At 57.9% G+C, this 20,815-nt stretch carries 23 protein-coding genes; 8 read left to right on the top strand and 15 right to left on the bottom strand.

Annotation, left to right across the window (positions count from 1 at the left end):
- Nucleotide 1 precedes the first annotated feature (1 nt).
- Nucleotides 2-496, bottom strand: a complete 495-nt coding sequence (locus tag DHN12_RS19900; RefSeq protein ID WP_058276957.1) for a GNAT family N-acetyltransferase — start codon at nucleotides 494-496, stop codon at nucleotides 2-4.
- Nucleotides 497-567: 71 nt separating this feature from the next.
- Here DHN12_RS19900 and DHN12_RS19895 point away from each other — a divergent pair, with 71 nt between their 5' ends.
- Both DHN12_RS19895 and DHN12_RS19890 read left to right on the top strand, forming a co-directional pair.
- The gene (locus tag DHN12_RS19895; RefSeq protein ID WP_108861743.1) at nucleotides 568-1,173 is read left to right on the top strand and encodes a flavin reductase family protein; all 606 of its coding nucleotides are present in this window, start codon (nucleotides 568-570) and stop codon (nucleotides 1,171-1,173) included.
- Nucleotides 1,173-1,814 (top strand): CatB-related O-acetyltransferase, encoded by a 642-nt coding sequence (locus DHN12_RS19890; protein WP_108861742.1) that lies wholly within the window; start codon nucleotides 1,173-1,175, stop codon nucleotides 1,812-1,814. The genes DHN12_RS19895 and DHN12_RS19890 overlap by 1 nt, the downstream gene beginning before the upstream one ends.
- 29 nt (nucleotides 1,815-1,843) lie before the next feature.
- Here the strand turns inward: DHN12_RS19890 and DHN12_RS19885 are convergent, their stop codons facing one another.
- Nucleotides 1,844-3,478, bottom strand: coding sequence for a SulP family inorganic anion transporter (locus DHN12_RS19885; RefSeq protein WP_108861741.1), 1,635 nt, complete (start codon nucleotides 3,476-3,478; stop codon nucleotides 1,844-1,846).
- Between the two features lie 200 nt (nucleotides 3,479-3,678).
- Between DHN12_RS19885 and DHN12_RS19880 the strand changes: the two genes are divergently transcribed.
- Complete coding sequence (locus tag DHN12_RS19880) at nucleotides 3,679-4,551, top strand: S-methyl-5'-thioadenosine phosphorylase (RefSeq protein WP_108861740.1); 873 nt, start codon at nucleotides 3,679-3,681, stop codon at nucleotides 4,549-4,551.
- A 9-nt stretch (nucleotides 4,552-4,560) separates the two neighbouring features.
- Here the strand turns inward: DHN12_RS19880 and DHN12_RS19875 are convergent, their stop codons facing one another.
- Nucleotides 4,561-5,427 (bottom strand): alpha/beta hydrolase, encoded by an 867-nt coding sequence (locus DHN12_RS19875; RefSeq protein WP_108861739.1) that lies wholly within the window; start codon nucleotides 5,425-5,427, stop codon nucleotides 4,561-4,563.
- Nucleotides 5,428-5,639: 212 nt separating this feature from the next.
- Here DHN12_RS19875 and DHN12_RS19870 point away from each other — a divergent pair, with 212 nt between their 5' ends.
- Complete coding sequence (locus tag DHN12_RS19870) at nucleotides 5,640-6,656, top strand: DUF418 domain-containing protein (RefSeq protein ID WP_108861738.1); 1,017 nt, start codon at nucleotides 5,640-5,642, stop codon at nucleotides 6,654-6,656.
- Nucleotides 6,657-6,707: 51 nt separating this feature from the next.
- Nucleotides 6,708-7,337 (top strand): LysE family translocator, encoded by a 630-nt coding sequence (locus DHN12_RS19865; RefSeq protein WP_108861737.1) that lies wholly within the window; start codon nucleotides 6,708-6,710, stop codon nucleotides 7,335-7,337.
- 4 nt (nucleotides 7,338-7,341) lie between these two features.
- Here the strand turns inward: DHN12_RS19865 and DHN12_RS19860 are convergent, their stop codons facing one another.
- On the bottom strand, nucleotides 7,342-7,524 hold the full coding sequence (locus DHN12_RS19860; protein ID WP_108861809.1) for a hypothetical protein: 183 nt from the start codon (nucleotides 7,522-7,524) through the stop codon (nucleotides 7,342-7,344).
- 299 nt (nucleotides 7,525-7,823) lie between these two features.
- Between DHN12_RS19860 and DHN12_RS19855 the strand changes: the two genes are divergently transcribed.
- Both DHN12_RS19855 and DHN12_RS19850 read left to right on the top strand, forming a co-directional pair.
- Nucleotides 7,824-8,363 carry an adenine phosphoribosyltransferase gene (locus DHN12_RS19855; RefSeq protein ID WP_108861808.1) on the top strand — a complete coding sequence of 180 codons (540 nt, stop codon included), beginning with the start codon at nucleotides 7,824-7,826 and terminating at the stop codon, nucleotides 8,361-8,363.
- A gap of 170 nt (nucleotides 8,364-8,533) precedes the next feature.
- Complete coding sequence (locus tag DHN12_RS19850; RefSeq protein ID WP_108861736.1) at nucleotides 8,534-9,016, top strand: fasciclin domain-containing protein; 483 nt, start codon at nucleotides 8,534-8,536, stop codon at nucleotides 9,014-9,016.
- Nucleotides 9,017-9,050: 34 nt separating this feature from the next.
- Here DHN12_RS19850 and DHN12_RS19845 read toward each other — a convergent pair whose 3' ends face one another.
- The 11 genes from DHN12_RS19845 to coxB all read right to left on the bottom strand — a co-directional run bounded on the left by DHN12_RS19845 (nucleotide 9,051) and on the right by coxB (nucleotide 19,046).
- Nucleotides 9,051-10,466, bottom strand: a complete 1,416-nt coding sequence (locus tag DHN12_RS19845; RefSeq protein WP_108861735.1) for an FAD-binding oxidoreductase — start codon at nucleotides 10,464-10,466, stop codon at nucleotides 9,051-9,053.
- 38 nt (nucleotides 10,467-10,504) lie between these two features.
- Nucleotides 10,505-11,323, bottom strand: a complete 819-nt coding sequence (locus DHN12_RS19840; protein WP_199913557.1) for an MBL fold metallo-hydrolase — start codon at nucleotides 11,321-11,323, stop codon at nucleotides 10,505-10,507.
- 122 nt (nucleotides 11,324-11,445) lie between these two features.
- Nucleotides 11,446-12,030, bottom strand: a complete 585-nt coding sequence (locus DHN12_RS19835) for a GNAT family N-acetyltransferase (RefSeq protein ID WP_058272263.1) — start codon at nucleotides 12,028-12,030, stop codon at nucleotides 11,446-11,448.
- Nucleotides 12,030-13,292, bottom strand: a complete 1,263-nt coding sequence (locus DHN12_RS19830) for a pitrilysin family protein (RefSeq protein ID WP_108861734.1) — start codon at nucleotides 13,290-13,292, stop codon at nucleotides 12,030-12,032. Before DHN12_RS19830 ends, DHN12_RS19835 begins: the two co-directional genes overlap by 1 nt.
- Complete coding sequence (thrC, locus tag DHN12_RS19825) at nucleotides 13,289-14,677, bottom strand: threonine synthase (RefSeq protein WP_108861733.1); 1,389 nt, start codon at nucleotides 14,675-14,677, stop codon at nucleotides 13,289-13,291. The genes DHN12_RS19830 and thrC overlap by 4 nt, the downstream gene beginning before the upstream one ends.
- On the bottom strand, nucleotides 14,674-15,351 hold the full coding sequence (locus DHN12_RS19820; RefSeq protein ID WP_108861732.1) for an SURF1 family protein: 678 nt from the start codon (nucleotides 15,349-15,351) through the stop codon (nucleotides 14,674-14,676). The genes thrC and DHN12_RS19820 overlap by 4 nt, the downstream gene beginning before the upstream one ends.
- 170 nt (nucleotides 15,352-15,521) lie before the next feature.
- Nucleotides 15,522-16,337 (bottom strand): cytochrome c oxidase subunit 3, encoded by an 816-nt coding sequence (locus tag DHN12_RS19815; RefSeq protein WP_058272267.1) that lies wholly within the window; start codon nucleotides 16,335-16,337, stop codon nucleotides 15,522-15,524.
- Nucleotides 16,338-16,359: 22 nt separating this feature from the next.
- The gene (locus tag DHN12_RS19810; protein ID WP_108861731.1) at nucleotides 16,360-16,935 is read right to left on the bottom strand and encodes a cytochrome c oxidase assembly protein; all 576 of its coding nucleotides are present in this window, start codon (nucleotides 16,933-16,935) and stop codon (nucleotides 16,360-16,362) included.
- Entirely contained in the window at nucleotides 16,935-17,096 is a 162-nt protein-coding gene (locus DHN12_RS24660; protein WP_170561014.1) for a hypothetical protein, read from the bottom strand. Before DHN12_RS24660 ends, DHN12_RS19810 begins: the two co-directional genes overlap by 1 nt.
- On the bottom strand, nucleotides 17,093-18,049 hold the full coding sequence (cyoE, locus tag DHN12_RS19805) for a heme o synthase (RefSeq protein WP_108861730.1): 957 nt from the start codon (nucleotides 18,047-18,049) through the stop codon (nucleotides 17,093-17,095). Before cyoE ends, DHN12_RS24660 begins: the two co-directional genes overlap by 4 nt.
- Nucleotides 18,050-18,134: 85 nt before the next feature.
- Nucleotides 18,135-19,046 (bottom strand): cytochrome c oxidase subunit II, encoded by a 912-nt coding sequence (coxB, locus tag DHN12_RS19800; protein ID WP_108861729.1) that lies wholly within the window; start codon nucleotides 19,044-19,046, stop codon nucleotides 18,135-18,137.
- Nucleotides 19,047-19,222: 176 nt separating this feature from the next.
- Here coxB and tldD point away from each other — a divergent pair, with 176 nt between their 5' ends.
- Complete coding sequence (gene tldD, locus DHN12_RS19795; protein ID WP_108861728.1) at nucleotides 19,223-20,644, top strand: metalloprotease TldD; 1,422 nt, start codon at nucleotides 19,223-19,225, stop codon at nucleotides 20,642-20,644.
- Nucleotides 20,645-20,815: the final 171 nt, after the last annotated feature.

Below are 20,815 nucleotides of genomic sequence, written 5' to 3'. Positions count from 1 at the left end.
CTCAGCGCGTCCAGCGGGTCACCTCGCCACGCACATTCAACCATTCACCGGGGCTCAATTCCGCGCCTAAGACCCGGTCTGGGTTTGTTGGCGGGGGCATTTCCACACCGGAAAGTCGTGTGAACCCGAAACGCGCATAATAAGGCGCATCGCCCACCAGCATCGCCCTTTGCCAGCCTATTTCGCGACCGGCCTCAAGCCCCTGATGGATCAGGAATCCTCCCAGACCTTCGCCTTGATGGGTCGGGTGCACCGCCACGGGGCCCAGCAACAAAGCGTCGTGATCGCCCACATGCACGGGCCAGAAACGGATCGCCCCGGCCAGAATGCCCTGCCCGTCGCGCGCAACAAGCGAAAGGCCCGACACGGGTGGAACATCATCGCGCAGACGATACGAGGACAGCGCCTCACGCCCCGGCGCAAAGCACAGGTCATAAAGTGCCTCGACCTCCCACCAATCATCCGGCTCCTCCGGCCTGATCACGAACTGCTGCACCCTGCCCTCTTTTCCTAGCTGGCAATCGCCCTAGCACTTCGGTACGCCTTGGGCAAACGCTTGGAGATCTTATGTTCTATCGCCCCGAAGACGGCCACGGCCTGCCGCACAATCCGTTCAACGCCATTATCACGCCACGACCGATCGGCTGGATTTCCACGCGTGACACAGATGGGATCAACAATCTGGCTCCGTATTCGTTTTTCAACGGCGTTGCTTACACCCCGCCGCAGGTGATGTTTGCTTCAACCGGAACCAAACACGATCAAGACGGCACGAAAGACAGCCTTGCCAATATCAAGGCAACGGGGGTGTTTTGTGTAAACGTCGTGGCCCACGCACATCGCGACGCAATGAATGCCAGCTCAGCAGGCTTGCCGAAACATGTCGACGAATTTGGCCATGCAGGCCTGACACCCTTGGAATGCGAAACCATCCCATGCGCCCGGATCGAAGGGGCTCCGGCAGCGCTGGAATGCAAGCTAACCCAGATCGTGTCCCTTCCGGGCGAGGCCAATCGGGTAGTGTTCGGAGAAGTAACCGGCGTACATCTGCGCGACGATTGCCTGAAAGACGGCATGTTCGACGTCACAACATTCCAACCGCTGGCAAGGCTTGGGTACCGGGACTATTCAGTGGTCACCGAGCTGTTCAGCCTTTCACGACCGGATGACTAATGCCGCTTCCTGACCCCTTACGCAGATACCCGATCACGCTCCCTGATGGCTCTGATCACAAGGGCACAGTTTTCCTGTCTGAAGCGATTGACCATCCCAGGTTTCAGGCCGGAGAATACAGCTACGCATCGGATTTTGAGCCGTCAGACGAATGGGCGCAACGACTTGCCCCCTACCTGTTTCCGTTTTCGCAAGAAAGGCTGGTGCTGGGGAAGTTCTGTCAGATCGCCCATGGTGTACGTTTCATCACATCATCGGCCAATCATTCAATGGATGGATTGACGTGCTTTCCGTTTCCAGTGTTTGACCCGGACGGAATGACCGGGTTTCAGCCGGACACGCGCGACACTCTCATCGGCCACGATGTCTGGATTGGCTATGGCGCAATGATCCTGCCCGGTGCGCGAATCGGTTCGGGGGCAATTATTGGTGCCGGGTCTGTTGTTCGCGGAAACGTACCGCCCTATGCGATCATTACCGGAAACCCTGCCGAAGTGCGGCGGTTCCGGTTCGAAAAGGACACCATCGACCGGCTTTTGGCATTGAACTGGTGGGATTGGCCCGCCGAGAAGATCGCCAAAGCCGAAGAGGCGCTTCTGTCTGGTAATATTGAAGAATTGGAACGAATTGCTCCAAAGTAAAAGGCGGCCGAAGTGGCCGCCTTTTGCAATCAATGCCCGCCCAGCACACCCGTGCGGACCGAGTAATCGACGGCCAGTTCGTAGTCCGGGTCATCGTCGCTATCGACCATAAGGTGGCCGGCCTTGTTCAGCAGTTTGTGGCAATCCCGGCTGAGGTGGCGCAGCATGACGCGCTTGCCCGCAGCCTCGTATTTTCCAGCGATGTTTTCGATGGCTTGCAGCGCGGATTGATCCACGACGCGGCTTTCGGCAAAGTCCACGATTACAGTGTCAGGGTCGTTCTGAACATCGAACAGCTCGGTAAAACCATCGGATGAGCCAAAGAACAGCGGCCCCTGAATCTCATAGACCTTTGCACCTTCTTCCGTGGCAGACTCACGCGTGACGGCATGGATACGCTTGGCGTTGTTCCAGGCATAGGCCAGCGCCGAGACAATCACGCCGACAACCACGGCAACCGCAAGGTCTTCCATCACGGTCACAACAGTCACCAAAACGATGACAAACGCATCCATCAGGGGCACCTTGCGCATGATCTTGAACGAGTTCCAGGCAAAGGTTCCGATTACCACCATGAACATCACACCCACCAGCGCTGCTAGCGGAATCTGCTCAATCAGGGGTGAGGCAAACAGGATAAAGATCAACAGAAACAGCGCCGCAGCGATCCCAGCAATGCGTGTACGACCGCCCGATTTCACGTTGATCATCGACTGACCGATCATAGCACAACCGCCCATACCGCCGAAGAATCCAGTCGCCACATTGGACACACCCTGCGCAATGCATTCTTGCGAGGCCCCTCCGCGCTTGCCGGTGATTTCACCAACGAGGTTCAGGGTCAGCAGGGATTCAATCAAGCCGATGGCGGCCAGAATGACAGCGTAAGGCAGGATGATCTCAAAGGTCTCCCAGTTCAGCGGCACCATCGGGATGTGGAATGCGGGCAGACCGCCCTCGATTGAGGCCAGATCGCCGACGCGCGGCACATCAAGACCAAAGCCAATCACCAGCGCGGCAACGACAAAGATACCGGCCAATGGCGCGGGCACGATACGTGTAATCCGCGGCGTGACCCAGATCACGGCCATCGTCAGGGCGACCAGACCCAGCATCGTATACATCTGCAGACCCGAAAGCCATTCGCCACCACTTAAGCCGTGACCGGTGTTTTCCATGGTGCCCGGAACTTTGAACTGGCCCATCTGGGCCAGAAAAATCACGATGGCCAGACCATTCACAAAGCCCAGCATCACCGGATGCGGCACCAGTCGGATGAACCGGCCCCAATGCATCGCGCCGGCAATGACCTGCAAAATGCCCATCAAAACCACCGTGGCGAACAGGTATTCCACCCCGTGTTCAGCCACCAACGCCACCATCACAACAGCCAGAGCACCGGTTGCGCCGGAGATCATACCAGGTCGACCGCCGATCAGCGCCGTGATCAAGCCCACCATGAACGCGGCATACAACCCGACCAACGGGTGCACACCTGCGACAAAGGCAAATGCTACTGCTTCGGGCACAAGAGCCAACGCAACGGTCAGGCCCGACAACAGCTCAATCCGCAAGCGCGAAACCGTCAGCCCCTCGTCCGGCATCCAGCGGAGATCGGGTTTGGCTATACGATTGGCAAAGCTTGCCAGCATGGCTCGGGGCATGAGACGTCCTGTGGGGTTGTTTGTTCGCGCGAAAGATGCCTTTTACCTGTCATACCTGACATTAGATACTGCACCCAGCGGGACCCTGATATGCGTAAACCGCATAGCTAGCAAGCAAGTTACACAAACCCTTGAAGCCACTTGCCAAACCCGCGGCTGCCACGCAGAACTCTTTCAACAGTTTTTCACGGAGAGCAGCCATGACCCAGACCAAAATCGCCATCATCGGCGGATCAGGCATTTACGACATTGACGGTTTGGAAAAAGCAGAATGGGTCACAGTCGAAACGCCATGGGGCGATCCTTCGGATCAGATCCTGACCGGATCGCTGAATGGCGTGGACATGGCGTTCCTACCCCGTCACGGGCGTGGTCACGTGCATTCCCCGACCGACGTTCCTTACCGCGCCAATATCGACGCGCTGAAGCGGCTGGGCGTGACGGACGTGATCTCGGTTTCGGCCTGCGGGTCGTTCCGCGAGCATATGGCACCGGGCGATTTCGTGATCGTTGATCAGTTCATCGACCGGACGTTTGCGCGCGAGAAGAGCTTTTTTGGCACCGGCTGCGTCGCTCATGTCAGTGTTGCGCACCCCACCTGCCCGCGCCTGTCGGACGCGTGTGAGACTGCCGGCAAGGCTGCAGGCATCGCCATTCATCGCGGCGGTACGTACTTGGCGATGGAGGGGCCGCAATTCTCGACACTGGCGGAATCCAAGATGTACCGCGAACACTGGGGCTGCGACGTAATCGGTATGACCAACATGCCCGAGGCCAAACTCGCCCGCGAGGCCGAGCTTTGTTATGCCTCGATCGCCATGGTCACCGACTACGACAGCTGGCACCCGGATCACGGTGAGGTGGACGTCACCTCCATCATCGCCACGCTGACCGGCAATGCCGAGAAAGGCCGTGCGCTTGTCAAAGGTCTGCCCGATCTGCTGGGCGCTGACCGCGCGCCCTGCCCTCATGGCTGCGACAGGGCACTGGAATATGCCATCCTGACCGCACCGGAGAAACGTGATCCCACCGTGTTGGCAAAATTGGATGCTGTTGCTGGTCGGATTCTCTGACCGGCAACTTTAGTTGGCTGGCAAAGACTGTTGAACCTGATCCCACAATCCGTGCGACCAGAGGTCGTTGTGTGTGCCGTCCGGGATGACATAGATCTGCGCCGTCTCCCCGGCCATCGCGGCCAAAGCTTCGCCGTGATGCAGTGGAACCGTTTCATCCTCGGTCCCGTGGAATATCAAAGTCGGAACGGTGACGTTCTCGATCAGATCACGGGTCGCGAACTGATCCCGCATCAGGGCATGCACCGGTAGCCAGGGATATCTTTCCGCCGCGACGTCCACCGTAGCCGTAAAGGGTGCCTCAAGCACCAGCAACTGTGCATTTGGGCGCTGTTCAGCTACGGCGGTCGCAACGGCTGTTCCAAGACTTTGGCCGTGCAACACAACGTCCGCACCTTGGCGATCCAACTGGTCATACATCTGGATGCCGTCGGAAATCAGCGCCATCTCGGACGGTTCGCCCTCGCTGCCCGGATAGCCACGGTAGCTGGGGGCCAGCAGGCCGAAGCCGCTGTTGAGGATCTCTCTCATCCGATCGTCCCTGTCGCCCAGGTTGCCCGATTGACCATGAAAGAACAAAACCGTCGGCGCATCATCGGTCGCGGGCGGGGCGGACCACGCGGTCAGCGTAACGCCATCGGACATTGTGAAGGAAACGGACTCCACATCAGCCAACCCTACCGTGTTGGGCGCTGGTAATTCTCCGTCCGGTTTGAACAACAGCGATTGCTGGTTCACATACATATACCCAACGATGCCCGCATAGATCACTGCGAGGACCGGAACCAAAAGGATCAGCGCGCCCTTTACATGGGCAAGCCGTGAGTGGCTGGTTTCAGGTGCCGCGTTCGCGCGTGTTTGATCTGTTTGAACCATCGGCCTCTCCGAAGTGTTGCGTCCAATCCAAGGTCGGTGGCCCAAGGAACCGTTTCAAGCCGCACGGGCTACACTTAATCCAATCTTAAAACTTGTTGCCGCGTTGCACGGCACTGGTTCTTTTTCGCCCAGCATCTTGAAAAATCGCCTGTAGTGCACCGATCTGTGGTTCGCACAGCACCGTCAAAACGCTGGCGAAACAGAGGGATAGCATGAAACGACTTGAGGCATTGGACGCAGCCCGGTTTCTGGCGTTTTGCGGAATGGTTCTGGTAAATTTCCGCATTGCCGCTCAGGTCGCCCCTGGCAATGACTGGGCCTCGACCCTGATCGAATTGCTTGAAGGCCGCGCAGCCGCATTGTTTGTCATCCTGGCCGGTATCGGAATTGGGTTGTCTTCTGTTTCAGCATCGGTGCTGCTGCGGCGCGCGGTGTTCTTGTTCGTGCTCGGTCTGATCAACATGACCGTATTTGACGCCGATATCCTGCATTTCTACGCGGTGTACTTCGTTGTTGGCGCTGCTTTCCTGACGGCACCGACCCGTGCATTGTGGCTGGGTTCAGTTGGGGTGGTGGCGCTGGCTGTCATCGCCGTCATGATTTTCAACTACGACCTTGGCTGGGACTGGGACACGCTGACATACGCCGATCTTTGGACCCTGCCCGGTTTCTTGCGCAACCTGTTTTTCAACGGCTGGCACCCGGTCCTTCCCTGGGCGGCGTTCCTGTTGATCGGAATGGCCATTGGACGGTCAGAACTGCACACGATCTGCATTCAACACAGGCTGATCATGTGGGGGTTCGGAGCTGCCGTATTTGCCCTATTCCCGCAAATGTTGGCCTCGGACCCTGATCTGGTGATCTATCTGGGAACCGCGTCCATCCCACCGGGACCGTTCTACATTATTGCCGGAACCGGCTCGGCTTGCGTGGTGGTCGGATTGCTGTTGAAGCTGTGGCCCAAGATCGAAAAGTTGCGCATCGGCCCAGCCCTGACCGCGCCCGGTCGGCAAAGCCTGACGCTCTATGTGGCGCACATCCTGATCGGCATGGGCATACTGGAGGAGGCCGGGTTGTTGAACGGGTCACTGAACGCCCCGCAGATCGCGGGTTACGCTGTTGCGTTCTGTGCCGCGTCCTCGATCTTTGCCCTATTGTGGTCCCGCAAATTCAAACGCGGTCCGCTTGAGGCGCTGATGCGTCTGACAACGCAACCACGCAGGGCTTGACCTTGCGCGCTGGTCCGGGCTTGCTGCGCAAAACGCATTACAGGATTTCCGATGTCCCTTGACCTTTGGCTCGCCTTTGTCGCTGCATCCACGGCCCTACTATTGATCCCAGGACCGACGGTCCTGCTGGTGCTCAGCTATGCCCTGTCCAAGGGGCGCAGCGTGGCTGTCGCCTCGGCGACGGGTGTAGCTGTCGGGGATCTGGTAGCTATGACGGCCTCTCTTTTGGGGCTTGGCGCGCTGGTCCTGGCCTCGGCCACTTTGTTCACAGCCCTCAAATGGGTCGGCGCCGCCTATTTGGTCTGGCTGGGGATCAAACTGTTGCGCAGCGCGCCATCAGGCGGGCTTGAGACTGTGGACACCGGGCGCAATGTCACCGCACATAGCGTATTTGGCCATGCCGCCGCGGTCACCGCGTTGAACCCGAAATCCATCGCGTTTTTTATTGCTTTCGTTCCTCAGTTTCTGCGCCCGGCTGACCCGCTTGGACCGCAATTTGCTATCCTGATCGCGACCTTCGTGGGGCTGGCATGGCTGAATTCGCTGGCATACGCCCTTTTGGCGGATCGGCTGCGCCAGATGATCGGCCGTTCTGGCGTCATCACCGCAATGACCCGGTTCGGAGGGCTGGCATTAATCGGGATGGGAGTGGCCACGGCTGTCCTGCGCCGCCCGGCCTGAGGGCTCAGCCCTCAGCGTGTTCCTTCATGAAACCGCGAATGAACCGCCGGATTTCTCGCGCGGCCGACGTATCCAACTCTTTGCATAGCTGAACAAACTCGTCCCGTTCATCCTTGTCCAACCGCAGGACCAACTGACTGTTTTTCTTGGTTGAAACCTTGCCGTCTTTCGTTCCCACGCGTCCCATTCCCATCAAAATCGCAGACCTGCAAGATAGTCTTTGTATATACTTCGCATAGAACTTGTAATTCACGAGCACCTAACAGCAAAAGAAGGTTATGGCAACGAACCTTCATGTCGCTCAAGCGATTTTTTCAAAAGATCAGGGCAAGGGGCACAAACCATATCTGACACGGCCGGTCGATGCACTGTATCGCGACTACCGCCAGTCCAAATGCCGCACGCCTTGGGTGGCAATCTTTCCTTGCATGACTCACACCAATGGGCCAAACAGCCCAGCGTGTTTTGGCGCCAGAGGGGATGGCCATGTCCAGAAACAAGTCGGTCAAAGATTACATTCGGACCATCGTGGATTTCCCACATGAAGGGATCATGTTCCGGGACGTCACGACCCTGTTCGCGGATCCGCGCGGTTTCCGCATGTCGATTGATCAAATGCTGCACCCCTATGCCGGTGAGCGCATCGACAAGGTCGTTGGTCTCGAGGCGCGTGGCTTTATCCTTGGCGGCGCAATCGCGCACCAGCTAAGCGTCGGATTCGTGCCCATCCGCAAAAAGGGCAAGCTGCCGGGAACCACGATCAGCCAAGACTACAAGCTTGAATACGGCGAGGCGATTGTCGAAATCCACGACGACGCCATCCAACCGGGTGAAAAAATCCTCGTCGTCGATGATCTGCTGGCGACAGGTGGCACTGCTGCCGCGGGCATCAAACTGATCGAACGGTTGGGGGGCGAGATTGTCTCATGCTCGTTCATTATCGACCTGCCAGAGTTAGGCGGACGCAAGGCATTGGAGGATATGGGTATGGATGTCCAAGTCTTGTGCGAATTCGAAGGCCTTTGACAGGCTGCGCATTCACAAGATCGTGAGTTGAAACTTGAAACCGCGTTGGCTTAGCGCGGTTTTTCATTGAATCAACCCGAACTTATCGACATATTCAGTGATCTCCCTTTGATGCCACCCCGTATCCCGGTTGATGCCACCAAGGGCATTCCAACAAGGGATATCATACCATGTTTCGCAAACTCGCAATTGCCGGTGTCGCAAGCTTTTTCGTAGGAACAGCCGCTTATGCTGATGGTCACTCCAAGGATATTGTCGACACCGCAGTCGGCGCAGGCAGCTTTGAAACTCTCGTCGCTGCCGTTCAGGCCGCAGAGCTTGTCGAGACGCTGAAAGGTGAAGGGCCTTTCACCGTCTTTGCCCCCACTGATGACGCGTTTGCCGCCCTGCCGGAAGGCACAGTCGAAACCCTTCTGAAGCCCGAGAACAAGGATCAACTGGTCGCCATCCTGACCTACCACGTGGTGCCCGGCAAAGTGATGTCAGGCGATCTGTCCGATGACATGACAGCCGCAACCGTACAGGGCGGAGAAGTCAAGATTGACCTTGATAACGGCGTAATGGTCAACGACGCGAACGTTGTTCAGGCAGACATCGAAACATCGAACGGCGTCATCCACGTGATTGACAAAGTTATCCTGCCCGCATCGTGAACCCAGCGCGCGGCCTGTACTAAATGGGCCGCGCCTACGCCTTTAGAACGGCTCCCGGATTCATGATTCCTTTTGGATCAAGGGCAGCTTTGATAGCACGCATCGCAGATAGCTTTATCGGATCGCCATAGCGACTTAGATCATCCGTTTTCAAACGCCCTATGCCGTGTTCAGCGCTAATCGAGCCACTGAACTCATGCACCAGATCATGCACCGCGCGCTTTACACTATGCCGCTGGGCATCATATTCCGCGCGGCTGTGCCCCTGCGGCGGAAACACGTTGTAATGCAGATTGCCGTCACCCAAATGTCCGAAGCAATTGATACGGAATGTCCCCAACGAATTCACCACCTCGGACCCACGCTTGATAAACGCTGGGATATCCGAAATCGGGACCGAGATATCATGGCTTGAGACCGAACCGATCAATCGGTTGGCCTCAGGGATATGCTCACGCACCGCCCAAAGTTCCATTCGTTGCGCTTCGCTTTGAGCTACGACCGCATCAGCTACAAACCCGCGCGCTTCTGCAGCCTCGAACAGCGCCATCAGCGCGTCTGACGGTGACGCACTGCCAGAAAGGCCCAATTCAATAAGCACCATCCATTCAGGCTGGACGTCAAAGGGCTGGCGGATATCGGGCAAAACCTCGGACAAGAATTGCAGGCCTTGCTTGTGGATCAGCTCAAAGGTGCTGACCCCCTCGCCCACCTGATCGCGTGCCAGCGCCAGCAATTCAATGGCAGCATCCGGAGAGGCCACCTGGAACATCGCTGTGCCGGTTTCGGCCGGCTGCGGGTACAGCTTCAACGACGCGGCTGTGATGATCCCCAGTGTACCTTCCGCCCCGATCAGCAGGTTGCGCAGATCATACCCAGTGTTGTCCTTGCGCAAACGGCTGAGGCCGTGCCAGATTTCACCATTCGGAAGAACTGCTTCCAACCCAAGACACAGGTCACGCGCATTGCCATAGCGCAATACATTGACGCCACCCGCATTCGTCGCAAGATTTCCACCGATCCGGCAAGACCCTTGCGCCGCCAATGCCAACGGGAACAATCGATCAGCTTCTTCCGCAGCAGCCTGAACATCGGCCAGAATGGCACCGGCCTCGGCGATAAGAATGTTCTCGGTCGGATAAACCGCCCGGATGGCTGACATCCGCTCCAGAGAAATAAGCAACGGGGCCGGACCTTCGACCATCACCTGCCCGCCAACCAAGCCGGTGCCGCCGCCATAAGGCACGACGGGAACCGAAGCATCCGAGGCGAGCCGAACGAGCGTCGAAACCTGTTCCACCGACCTCGGTAGCGCCAGAACGCCCACATGGCCCGCAAACCTGCGGCGCGGCTCCTCTAGATATCGTTCCTCAACGGGGTGCAGAACATCGTCGCCCAAGGCAGCACGGATCGACTGGGCAAGAATGTCATCGGCAGGGTTCAGTTTCATACCCTTTCCTTGCCCAAGTCCCGACGTCCCGACAAGCCTTATTCCAGTTCGATGAGGTATTGCGGCTCAAGCACCACGACCGTCGGGCGATCAGGTAACGTGCGCAGAGACACGGTGATCTCGGACACACCTTTGCGCTCAACGGGGAAGTCGTTGCGGATATCGACCAGAAAACGGTCCAGTGAGAAACTGGAAAACCAGTGCATTGGAATGATGACAGAGCTTTTCAGCCGCTTCAAAACCGTGATCATTTCCGGCAGCGGCATCGTCGTTCCACCATCCACCGCAGCCATCACAACATCCAAACGCCCCAGGGCGGCAAATTGTTCATCCGACGGCACATGATGCAGGTGACCCAGATGGCCTATGCACAGCCCTTCAACTTCGAACACAAAGATCGAATTCCCGCGCTCTTCCACACCGCCATAAGAGGATCGAATATCGGTCGAGACATTGCGTATCAGCATCTCTCCCAGATCAAGATAGTGTTCGATCCCCTGCCCAAACTCGCCCCACCCCGGCAATACATTCGGGATTGCAGGATCCGGGTGGGCGGTCCAATGGGTGCCGTGGGCATGATTCATCGTCACTACGTCCGGGATCAGATCCGCGCTGCCGATGAAACCGGTGAAGTCCGTCACCGCGTTCAACCCATCCTGCGTCTGAATCATAAACGACGCATGAGCGATATAGCTGATCCGAACCGAAAACTCGGGCACCGGATCCTGCCAGGCTGCTTTGTGAATATACTCAATCCCCGGTGCGGCATCCGCGATGGCAATGCAATGGCTCGGCCGCCGCTCCTGCGCCACAGCCCCGCCCGCAATCATCATCAGCCCTACAACAATCCACCGCATGCCCGAATTGTAGCGCAAGCGCTCGCTAAGTCATGCCCCTTGTTCATCTGGCTAAAAATACCCCGGGGAAGACGCGGCATGCCGCGACGGGGGCAGAGCCCCCAATGACACTGCAACGGCGCCTACCCCGCGTCCGTCTTTCCGCGCCGGTCCGAGCGCAAACTGGCATACAACACATGCGTCCTCCAACGCCCGTTGATCTGCAGGTACGACTGCGCAACGCCCTCGTATTTAAACCCCGAACTTTCCAGCAACCCACGTGATGGTTTGTTCTCGGGCAGGCAAGCGGCCTCGATCCGGCTCAGGTCCAGTCGGGTAAATGCGTGATGAACGATCGCACCAATGGCCTCGCGCATGTAACCCTGACGGGCAAAAGACTGGCCCGTCCAATATCCCAAGGTTCCTGCCTGCGCCGGGCCGCGACGGACATTGTCCAGCGTGATGGCCCCCAAAAGCACATCATCCGTGCGACGGAACAAAAACAGTGGGATCGCCGTCCCACCGGCCACGGAGCGCTGCGCCCAATAAACCCTGTTGGTAAAGGACTTGCGGCTTAGGTGATCCTTGGCCCAGATCGGCTCCCACGGCGTTAGGTATTCCTGTGACGCGCGCCGTAGCGCCGCCCAGTCGTTAAAGTCGGAATGCGCGGGCGGGCGCAAGCTCAGGCGCTCGGTTTCAAGTTTCAGCTTGCGTCTGCCCAACAGCATCACGCCGCACGCCTCTCCTGCAATTGCGCCAGCGTGGGTGCGCCCGAGACAGGACCGTAAAGCGCCAGCGCAGCAGGGGCCTGCACTGCCATCTGCTCGGCGAAGGCACGCACATCTTCGGTGCTGACGGCGTCGATCTTGGCCACGGCATCCTCAAGCGAGGGAACCCGGTCCCAGATCTGCACCAAACGCGCCAGACGTTCCGCCCGGTTCGACGGGCTTTCCAGCCCCATCAGCATACCGGCTTTCATCTGCGCGCGGGCGCGGGCAACCTCTTCGGCGCTCATGTCTTCGGCGGCGCGCTTCATCTCATCAATCGTTATGCTGGCCAGCTCTGCCACCTGATCTGCTGACGTTCCGGCGTAAATCGTCGTCGTGCCGGTATCGGCATAAGCTCCGGTCTGCGCAAAGATCGTGTAGCACAACCCGCGTGTTTCGCGCACTTCCTGGAACAGGCGAGAGGACATGCCGCCGCCCAGCGCCGTCGAATAAATCTGTGCGGTATAGATCGCATCGTCGCGATAGCCGGGGCTTTCCAGCGCCAGCGCGAAATGGGCCTGTTCCAGCTCTTTCTCCTGCCGCGCTTCGCCGCCAGTGAAACGGGCGGTTTCCGGGATCAACCCCTTGCAGGGTTTAAGATGGCCAAACAACGCCTCAGCGGTTTTCATCAGCGCATCGTGATCAACGGCACCAGCAGCAGACAGGATCATCTGCTCAGGACCATAGTGTTCAGCCACAAACCCGGACAAATCTTCGCGCGAAAACGCACTGACCCGTTCGGTCGGACCCAGAATGGTTCGACCCAGCGGTTGATCGTGATAGCTCTGCTCTTGCAACCAATCAAAGATCACATCGTCGGGCGTGTCATAGGCCTGACCGATTTCCTGTAGGATCACACCGCGTTCAACTTCGATCTCACGCGGGTCGAAGATCGGGTTCAGAACGATGTCACCGATGACATCCATCGCCAGCGCCACATCGTCTTTGAGAACACGCGCGTAATAAGCCGTCACTTCGCGCGAAGTGTAGGCGTTGATATATCCGCCCACGTCCTCAATCGCCTCGGCGATTTGCAAAGCTGAACGGCGCTGGGTTCCCTTGAAAGCCATATGCTCAAGGAAATGCGCAATACCGTTCTGTTCAATCCGCTCGTGCCGCCCACCGGCGGTCACCCAGATGCCGATGGCCGCCGATTGCAACCCCGGCATATGTTCACTGACGATACGAAATCCGTTCTTCAGTTGGTCTTGTCTGACAGTCACTCAGCGATATGCCTTCTGATATGATCCTCGAGAGTGCCCAGATCGTTGGCGATGCGGGTCACCCGTTCCGGACGTTCATACAGATCAGACATGCGGGATGGAAGAGGCGGATGCGTGCCGCTTGCCTTCTCGACCGCTGCCGGAAATTTTGCGGGGTGCGCGGTGGCCAGTGTGATCATCGGAACGTCGGCCGCGCGATGTTCTTCTGCAACTTTGATGCCCACGGCGGTATGCGGGCAAACCAGTTCCGCACTGTGGGTCAGAGTGGACTTGATTGTCGCCAACGTCTCATCCTCGGATACACGGCCCGAGTCAAAGCTTTCGCGCAGCGCTTCCATTGCGCCCTGGCTGACATTGAAGCCGCCGTTCTTCAATTCATCCATCAACTGCGCGACGGCGCCGCCATCCTCGCCATACGCATAATAGAGCGCACGCTCAAAGTTCGAACTGACCTGAATGTCCATCGACGGGCTAATCGAGGGAATGGTGTCGCCCTTAAAGTACCCCTCGCCCGACAGGCAACGGTGCAGAATGTCGTTCTGATTGGTTGCGACAACCAGACGGTCAATTGGCAGGCCCATGCGCTTTGCAAGGTAGCCCGCGAAGATGTCACCGAAATTACCTGTCGGCACCGTAAAGCTGACCTTGCGATGCGGTGCGCCGAGGCTGACAGCAGCGGAAAAGTAGTAGACGATCTGCGCCAGAACACGGGCAAAGTTGATCGAATTCACGCCAGCCAGCTTCACGCCGTCGCGGAAGTCGAAGTCGTTGAACATGTCCTTCAGCGCGGCCTGACAATCGTCAAAATCGCCGTCCACGGCCAACGCATGCACGTTGCTGTCCGCAGGTGTCGTCATCTGCCGACGCTGCACTTCAGAAACTCGGCCATGCGGGAACAGGATGAACACGTCCACGGCGTCGAGCCCCCGGAACGCTTCAATCGCAGCCGATCCGGTGTCACCGCTGGTCGCTCCAACGATGGTCACACGGTCGCCACGGCGCTTCAGCGCCACCTGAAACAGCTGACCGATCAGCTGCATGGCGAAGTCTTTGAAGGCCAAGGTCGGCCCGTGGAACAGCTCCAACAGGAAGTGGTTTTTGTTCAACTGCTTCAATGGCGCGCGGGCGTCATGGCCGAAGCCTTCGTAGGCGCGGCCGATGATCTCTTTGAACTCACTCTTACCGAAAGATCCGCTGACATAGGGCCACATCACCCGGAACGCGATTTCCTCAAAGGGCAGTCCGGCCAGTGCCGCGATCTCATCCTGCGTCATCACCGGGATCTCGGCAGGCAGGTACAGACCACCGTCACGAGCCAATCCGGTCAGCATCGCCTCTTCAAACGTCAGTTCGGGCGCCTGCCCGCGGGTCGAGATGTATTTCATGTCGCGTCACTCTCAGAAGGGGCGCGGCTGCGCCACAGAAAATATCCGGTCATCGCGGCCCAGACCAAAGCCAGGCCAAACCATGTTATTGCATATTGCAAGTGATCATTCGGGATACCCGTCACCGAAACAGGCAAGGGTGTAATGTTGGGGTCGGTTTGCGACCGCGCGATTAGCAGAACAGGCTCAGCCCCAAGTGCGGCGGCCAGGTTCGGTACATCGCGGGCAAACCATATATTGTCGTCAATATCCGGCTCAGGCGTGTAGCCGTCAATTTCGACCGGCCAGTGCAGATTTCCAGTAATCTCCATCGGTCCATTCAGCCTTTGATCGTGCTTCGCGGTCACAGGAACAAAGCCCCGGTCCACAAGAATTGTCCGGTCATTTGTGCTAAAAGACTGGATGATGCGATAGCCCGCCCCAACCTGTTTGACCGAGACAAGAACGTGGATCTCGCCCGGCTCGATCTCGCCCGCAATTGTGACCGGCAGGTACTTATCAGCATCAGGCAACACGGTGTCAGGCAAATCAACCGGATCGGCTGAAATCCGATTTTCAATTTCGGCTAAAACGCCTTGTTTCCACGCCAACCGCTGCATTTGCCAGACACCCAGCGACACAAGGATCGCCAGACCGGCAATGCCAAAGATCATCAGAAAGAGAATGCGGCGCATGTCAGGACCAGGTTGTGTTGTTCGAAGGCTCTGCAAGAGCCGGCGTCTTGTTAAGGGCTGCAGCCGCAGAAAGGCAACCTTGCAATTGTATGGGGCGCAATCTTGCGCCCCGAATAGAGAAAAAGCCGCCCCAAAAGGGCGGCTTTTGCAATTTGTTCGCCCGTCTGGCGCTACATCAACGGCGCCTGGCCCCAGATGTATACTGCGAAGAACAGGAACAGCCAGACAACGTCAACGAAGTGCCAGTACCAGGCAGCCGCCTCAAACCCGACGTGTTTCTCAGGCGTGAAGTCACCCTTGAGCGCCCTGATTAAGCACACTGACAGGAAGATGGTACCGATAAGAACGTGGAAACCGTGAAAGCCGGTTGCCATGAAGAAGTTCGAATAGAACTGATCACCGCCGAATTTCCAGCCTTCATGCGCCAGCAGCTCATAGTATTCAAATGCCTGCAGACCGGTGAACGCGACACCCAGAGCGATACCGATGGCCAGCCCTTGCACCAGCGCCTTGCGATCATTGCCGTGCACCAGCGCGTGGTGCGCCCAGGTGATCGCACAGCCCGACAGCAGCAGGACCAGAGTGTTGATCAGCGGCAGGTGGAACGGGTCAACCGCATGAATGTCAGGTTGGATGTATTCGGTACCGGCATAGTCGTACATCGGGTACATGCGATGTTTGAAGAACGACCAGAACCAGGCAAAGAAGAACATCACCTCGGACATAACGAACAGGATGAAGCCATAGCGCAGGCCGATGCGGACAACCGGTGTGTGATCGCCCTGGCGGCTCTCGACCACAACCTCGGACCACCATGCGAACATGGTGTAAAGAACGGCCACCAGGCCGGCCCAGAACATCCACGAGGTAACCCCGTGCATCCACAGGACGGCTCCGAACAGCATCACAAAGCCGCCGATCGCGCCGATCAGAGGCCAGATCGACGGGGCCAGAATGTGATAATCATGGTTTTTTGCGTGTGCCATCAGCGTCCCTCACCTACAGGCGTTAGTTCGTTGTTATATCAGCCTGCGTCTCAAGGGCGGCAACGCCCTCGGGCAGGTCAATTTCGTAGAATGTATACGACAGTGTAATCGTATGAACATACTTAGCTTCAAGATCCTCGACCAATTCAGGGTCGACGAAAAAGGTGACCGGCATCTCAACACGTTCACCGGGTTGCAGCACCTGCTCTTCAAAGCAGAAACAGGCGATTTTCTGAAAGTACCCGCCGGCCGAATACGGTGTCACGTTGTAGGACGCCTGCCCGGCAATGGGGCGGTCGGTCGGGTTGTAGGCTTCGTAAAAGGCCAGTCCGGTTTCGCCAATGCGCACTTCCATCTCGCGCACGACTGGCTTGAATTCCCACGCCATGTCTTTCGCCTTCGAGGCGTCAAAGCGGACGGTAACCTTGCGATCCAGAATATCCTCGGGCGCAGTCGCAGCAACACCGGTGGTGCCACCAAAACCGGTGACGCGGCAGAACCAATCGTAAAACGGAACGGATGCCCACGCCAGACTGCCCATTAGGACAACCACGCCAACTGTCTGCGCAACAGTTTTCTGCGGACCTGACAGAGCCATCAGTTCTGTACCTCTTGCGTCGCCAAGCTGAAATCTGTTCCTGAAACCTTTACGACCGTCAGACCAAATATGATCACGATAAAGGCAGCCAGCGTCAGGCCGACCCCAAGGTTACGGCTGAACCGGCGTTGGTGAAGTTCGTGGCTCTTGCGCAGGCTCATGACCAACCTCCTAACCCATAGGGTTTCAGCAGTGCTTCGACCAAGATAGCACCGAAATGCAGGAACAGATACAGCAGCGACAGCTTGAAGAACGCGCGTTCGACCTTGAAATTGTCGGCCTCGGAGTCATCCTCGTTCCGGCGCGAAATCTGCCACGCTCCGCGCAGGAACAGCGCGTTCAAGACCACAGCGACTGTCAGGTATATCGGACCGCCAATACCCGAGAATGCGGTTCCAACAGCCAGCATGGCCAGCAGCCCGGTATATACCAGAATGTGCCAGCGCGTGGCGCGGCGACCATGTGTGACGGTCAGCATCGGAACACCCGCATCGTCGTAATCCGAGCGCATGAACAGCGCCAGCGCCCAGAAATGCGGTGGGGTCCACATGAAGGTCAGGGCAAACATCAACCACGGCTCGATCGACATCGACCCGGTTGCAGCAACCCAGCCGATAACCGGCGGAAAAGCCCCTGCCGCGCCGCCGATTACGATGTTCTGCGGCGTCGAGCGTTTCAGCCACATCGTATAGACGACAACGTAGAAAAAGATCGTGAAGGCCAGGAAAACGCCAGCAAACCAGTTGGTTGCCAGACCCAGCATAATAACGGACAGCCCCGACAGGGCCAGCCCGATTGCCATCGCCTCACCCTCCTGGACCTTGCCAGAGGGGATCGGTCGGCCTTTGGTACGCTTCATCACGCGGTCGATATCGGCGTCCCACCACATGTTCAAAGCGCCGGATGCGCCACCGCCAATGGCGATGAACAGGATGGCGCAAAAGCCGACGAATGGATGAACAGGGACCGGTGCCGCAAGAAGGCCGACCAAAGCGGTGAACACGACCAGCGACATCACGCGCGGCTTCAGCAAGGCAAAGAAATCGCCAAAGCTGGCCTCATCCGCGTGGGATTGGGCGCTTACTGTGCTGGCATTGATGCTTGCGTCGCTCATTTCCGGTCCTTCTGGGGCGAAAGCTGCGCGGATACCGCGCAGCCTGCATTACCTTTGGCGCGAGCTTTTCAGCCCGCGCGGGTCATTACTTGGATGCAACCTGATAGGTTGCGGGCTGACCTGCATACTCTTCCAGTGCGCCTTGCAGCCACTGCTCATACGCCTCTTCGCTGACCACTTTGACGGTGATCGGCATATAAGCGTGATCCTTGCCGCACAGTTCGGAACATTGACCGAAATAGATGCCTTCCTTTTCGGCCTCGAACCACAGTTCGGCCAGACGACCCGGAACACCGTCCTGCTTTACGCCGAAGGACGGGATGGTCCACGAATGGATAACGTCTGAAGCGGTAACCTGCATCACAATGATCTTGCCAACAGGAACGACAACTGCGGTATCAGTGGCCAGCAGCCATTCGTCGTCGCTGTAGCCCGCATCCGCCAGCTTAGCACGCATCGCGTCGTTCAGAACAAACGGAGTCACATCCGCATCAGCCGGGCGGGCGCCTTCATCCAATGTGGCCGGATGGCCCAGCAGATAACTGTCGAAGGCGAAATCGTGATCAACGTATTCGTAGGTCCAGTACCACTGGTTCCCAACGACTTTGATGGTGATGTCGCCTTCGGGAATTTCCTGCTGATTGAACAGAACTGGCAGCGAGAAGGCACCGATGAAGACCAGAATCAGGATCGGGCCAAGGGTCCAGGCAATCTCAACCGGGGTGTAGTGCGAGAATCGCGCCGGTTCAGGGTTGTTACGCGAATTGTATCGAATGATGCAGTAGATCAGCAGACCTGCAACAAACAGGCAGATCGCGGTGATGATCACCAGAATCATATCATCCAGCCGCTGAATCCCCGAGGCCAGGCTGGTGGCCGCGGGCTGGAACCCAAGGCCGCCATCAACCGGCTTACCAATAATCTCAAGCTCCTGAGCCATTGCGGGAAGGCTGGAGAGGGCTGTCATCAACCCCGAAAGCATCAAAGCATTCTTCATTTTCTGTCCTGATCGTCTGATCTTTGCTTCTCTGGCGAAAAGGTGTGAATCAGTCGCACCTCTCCCGTTGTCTTTGGCCGCGTTAAAAACCATATTCCGTCGGGTAGATAAAGCAAAATGCTTGCGTCAAACAGACGCTATTTTTGATCTGGATCAAACTCGGAAGGTCCCAACAGATGTCCAATGACCCGTTTCGCCCATTTGATAGCGCTATTCCGCAAGACGAGGCGCTTGCGGTTTTGCAATCCGCCACCTCTGGGGCAGAAGACGGAGAGCTGTTTGTCGAGCGGCGAAAATCCGAGGCTTTGGTCTTTGATGACGGGCGCTTGAAGACAGCATCATATGACGCATCCGAAGGGTTTGGCCTGCGGGCGGTGCAGGGCGAAGTTGCCGGGTATGCGCATTCCACCGATGTCTCAATTCCGGCGCTGAAACGGGCGGCACAAACCGCGCGCCTTGCGGTCGGAGACGGTGGCGGCACGCTGGCCGATGGTCCCCGCGCTACCAATACTCGCCTTTATACGGACGAGGACCCGATTGAATCCGCTGAATTCCCGGTCAAGATCGAAACGCTGCGCGAGATCGACGCCTATGCCCGGGACATGGATCCCCGCGTTGTGCAGGTTAGCGCGACAATCGCCGCAGCCGTGCAAGAAGTCGAGATTTTGCGCCCGGACGGCGTACTGATGCGCGACGTGCGGCCAATGACCCGCCTCAATATCTCGGTCATCGTCGAACAGAACGGTCGCCGCGAAAGTGGCTCGGCCGGGGGTGGCGGGCGCGTCGGGCTAGACGGCCTGATCGATCCGTCGGATTGGCAGGACAAAGCGCGCGAGGCGTTGCGGATCGCCTTGGTCAATCTCGACGCGATCCCGGCCCCTGCCGGTGTGATGGAGGTCGCGCTTGGCCCCGGTTGGCCGGGCATCCTCTTGCACGAGGCAATCGGACACGGTTTGGAGGGGGACTTTAACCGCAAGGGAAGCTCGGCCTTTGCCGGTTTGATGGGGCAGCAGATCGCATCCAAAGGCGTGACCGTTGTTGATGACGGCACAATCCCGGATCGTCGCGGCTCGATCTCTTTGGACGACGAAGGCACACCCAGTTCCAGGACAGTCTTGATCGAAGATGGCGTCCTGACCGGCTATATGCAGGATCGCCAAAACGCGCGCCTGATGGGCGTGGCCCCCACCGGAAACGGGCGGCGGCAAAGCTATGCGCACAAACCCATGCCGCGGATGACGAACACTGTGATGCTGGGCGGTGAGGCTGATCCGGCCTCTTTGGTTGCGGAAATCCAGGACGGAATCTGGGCCGTTGGTTTCGGCGGCGGTCAGGTGGATATCACCAACGGGAAGTTCGTGTTCTCGTGCACCGAGGCGTACCGCGTCGAAAACGGCAAGATAGGGGCGCCGGTCAAAGGCGCGACCCTGATCGGCGACGGTCCATCCGCCCTTAAACGCATTCGGGGATTGGGCAACGACATGGCGCTGGATCCGGGCATGGGCACCTGTGGCAAAGACGGCCAGTGGGTGCCGGTCGGCGTTGGCCAGCCTACCGTTCTGATGGATGGCCTGACGGTCGGCGGATCGGCCGCATAACCGGGAATCGCTTGGCGGGAAATCGAGAGCGCAGGGTTAACGCTGCGCTTTCAGCCCGCCGGCGCCTTAACATCCTGTCAGGCGCCCGCGTTGAAGGCCATTGTGTTTATTTCATACATTTCAACGCACTAAATAACTCTAAGTGATAAACGCCGAAAATTATCCGGATAA

Origin of the sequence: Ruegeria sp. Alg231-54, assembly GCF_900143525.1 — a bacterium.
Taxonomy (GTDB): domain Bacteria; phylum Pseudomonadota; class Alphaproteobacteria; order Rhodobacterales; family Rhodobacteraceae; genus Ruegeria.
The sequence above is the reverse complement of the archived record's forward strand: the minus strand, read 5'-3'. Positions and strand labels throughout refer to the sequence as shown.

What these genes read in the sequence shown, in the direction of transcription:
- DHN12_RS19860 (WP_108861809.1), bottom strand. Translation starts at nt 7,524, where the DNA reads ATGGGACGCGTGGGAACGAAAGACGGCAAGGTTTCAACCAAGAAAAAC.
- DHN12_RS19895 (WP_108861743.1), top strand. Translation starts at nt 568, where the DNA reads ATGTTCTATCGCCCCGAAGACGGCCACGGCCTGCCGCACAATCCGTTC.
- DHN12_RS19845 (WP_108861735.1), bottom strand. Translation starts at nt 10,466, where the DNA reads ATGAAACTGAACCCTGCCGATGACATTCTTGCCCAGTCGATCCGTGCT.
- DHN12_RS19885 (WP_108861741.1), bottom strand. Translation starts at nt 3,478, where the DNA reads ATGCCCCGAGCCATGCTGGCAAGCTTTGCCAATCGTATAGCCAAACCC.
- DHN12_RS19865 (WP_108861737.1), top strand. Translation starts at nt 6,708, where the DNA reads ATGTCCCTTGACCTTTGGCTCGCCTTTGTCGCTGCATCCACGGCCCTA.
- DHN12_RS24660 (WP_170561014.1), bottom strand. Translation starts at nt 17,096, where the DNA reads ATGAGCCTGCGCAAGAGCCACGAACTTCACCAACGCCGGTTCAGCCGT.
- DHN12_RS19840 (WP_199913557.1), bottom strand. Translation starts at nt 11,323, where the DNA reads ATGCGGTGGATTGTTGTAGGGCTGATGATGATTGCGGGCGGGGCTGTG.
- DHN12_RS19820 (WP_108861732.1), bottom strand. Translation starts at nt 15,351, where the DNA reads ATGCGCCGCATTCTCTTTCTGATGATCTTTGGCATTGCCGGTCTGGCG.
- cyoE (WP_108861730.1), bottom strand. Translation starts at nt 18,049, where the DNA reads ATGAGCGACGCAAGCATCAATGCCAGCACAGTAAGCGCCCAATCCCAC.
- DHN12_RS19835 (WP_058272263.1), bottom strand. Translation starts at nt 12,030, where the DNA reads ATGCTGTTGGGCAGACGCAAGCTGAAACTTGAAACCGAGCGCCTGAGC.
- DHN12_RS19875 (WP_108861739.1), bottom strand. Translation starts at nt 5,427, where the DNA reads ATGGTTCAAACAGATCAAACACGCGCGAACGCGGCACCTGAAACCAGC.
- DHN12_RS19890 (WP_108861742.1), top strand. Translation starts at nt 1,173, where the DNA reads ATGCCGCTTCCTGACCCCTTACGCAGATACCCGATCACGCTCCCTGAT.
- DHN12_RS19855 (WP_108861808.1), top strand. Translation starts at nt 7,824, where the DNA reads ATGTCCAGAAACAAGTCGGTCAAAGATTACATTCGGACCATCGTGGAT.
- thrC (WP_108861733.1), bottom strand. Translation starts at nt 14,677, where the DNA reads ATGAAATACATCTCGACCCGCGGGCAGGCGCCCGAACTGACGTTTGAA.
- DHN12_RS19810 (WP_108861731.1), bottom strand. Translation starts at nt 16,935, where the DNA reads ATGGCTCTGTCAGGTCCGCAGAAAACTGTTGCGCAGACAGTTGGCGTG.
- tldD (WP_108861728.1), top strand. Translation starts at nt 19,223, where the DNA reads ATGTCCAATGACCCGTTTCGCCCATTTGATAGCGCTATTCCGCAAGAC.
- DHN12_RS19880 (WP_108861740.1), top strand. Translation starts at nt 3,679, where the DNA reads ATGACCCAGACCAAAATCGCCATCATCGGCGGATCAGGCATTTACGAC.
- coxB (WP_108861729.1), bottom strand. Translation starts at nt 19,046, where the DNA reads ATGAAGAATGCTTTGATGCTTTCGGGGTTGATGACAGCCCTCTCCAGC.
- DHN12_RS19850 (WP_108861736.1), top strand. Translation starts at nt 8,534, where the DNA reads ATGTTTCGCAAACTCGCAATTGCCGGTGTCGCAAGCTTTTTCGTAGGA.
- DHN12_RS19815 (WP_058272267.1), bottom strand. Translation starts at nt 16,337, where the DNA reads ATGGCACACGCAAAAAACCATGATTATCACATTCTGGCCCCGTCGATC.
- DHN12_RS19870 (WP_108861738.1), top strand. Translation starts at nt 5,640, where the DNA reads ATGAAACGACTTGAGGCATTGGACGCAGCCCGGTTTCTGGCGTTTTGC.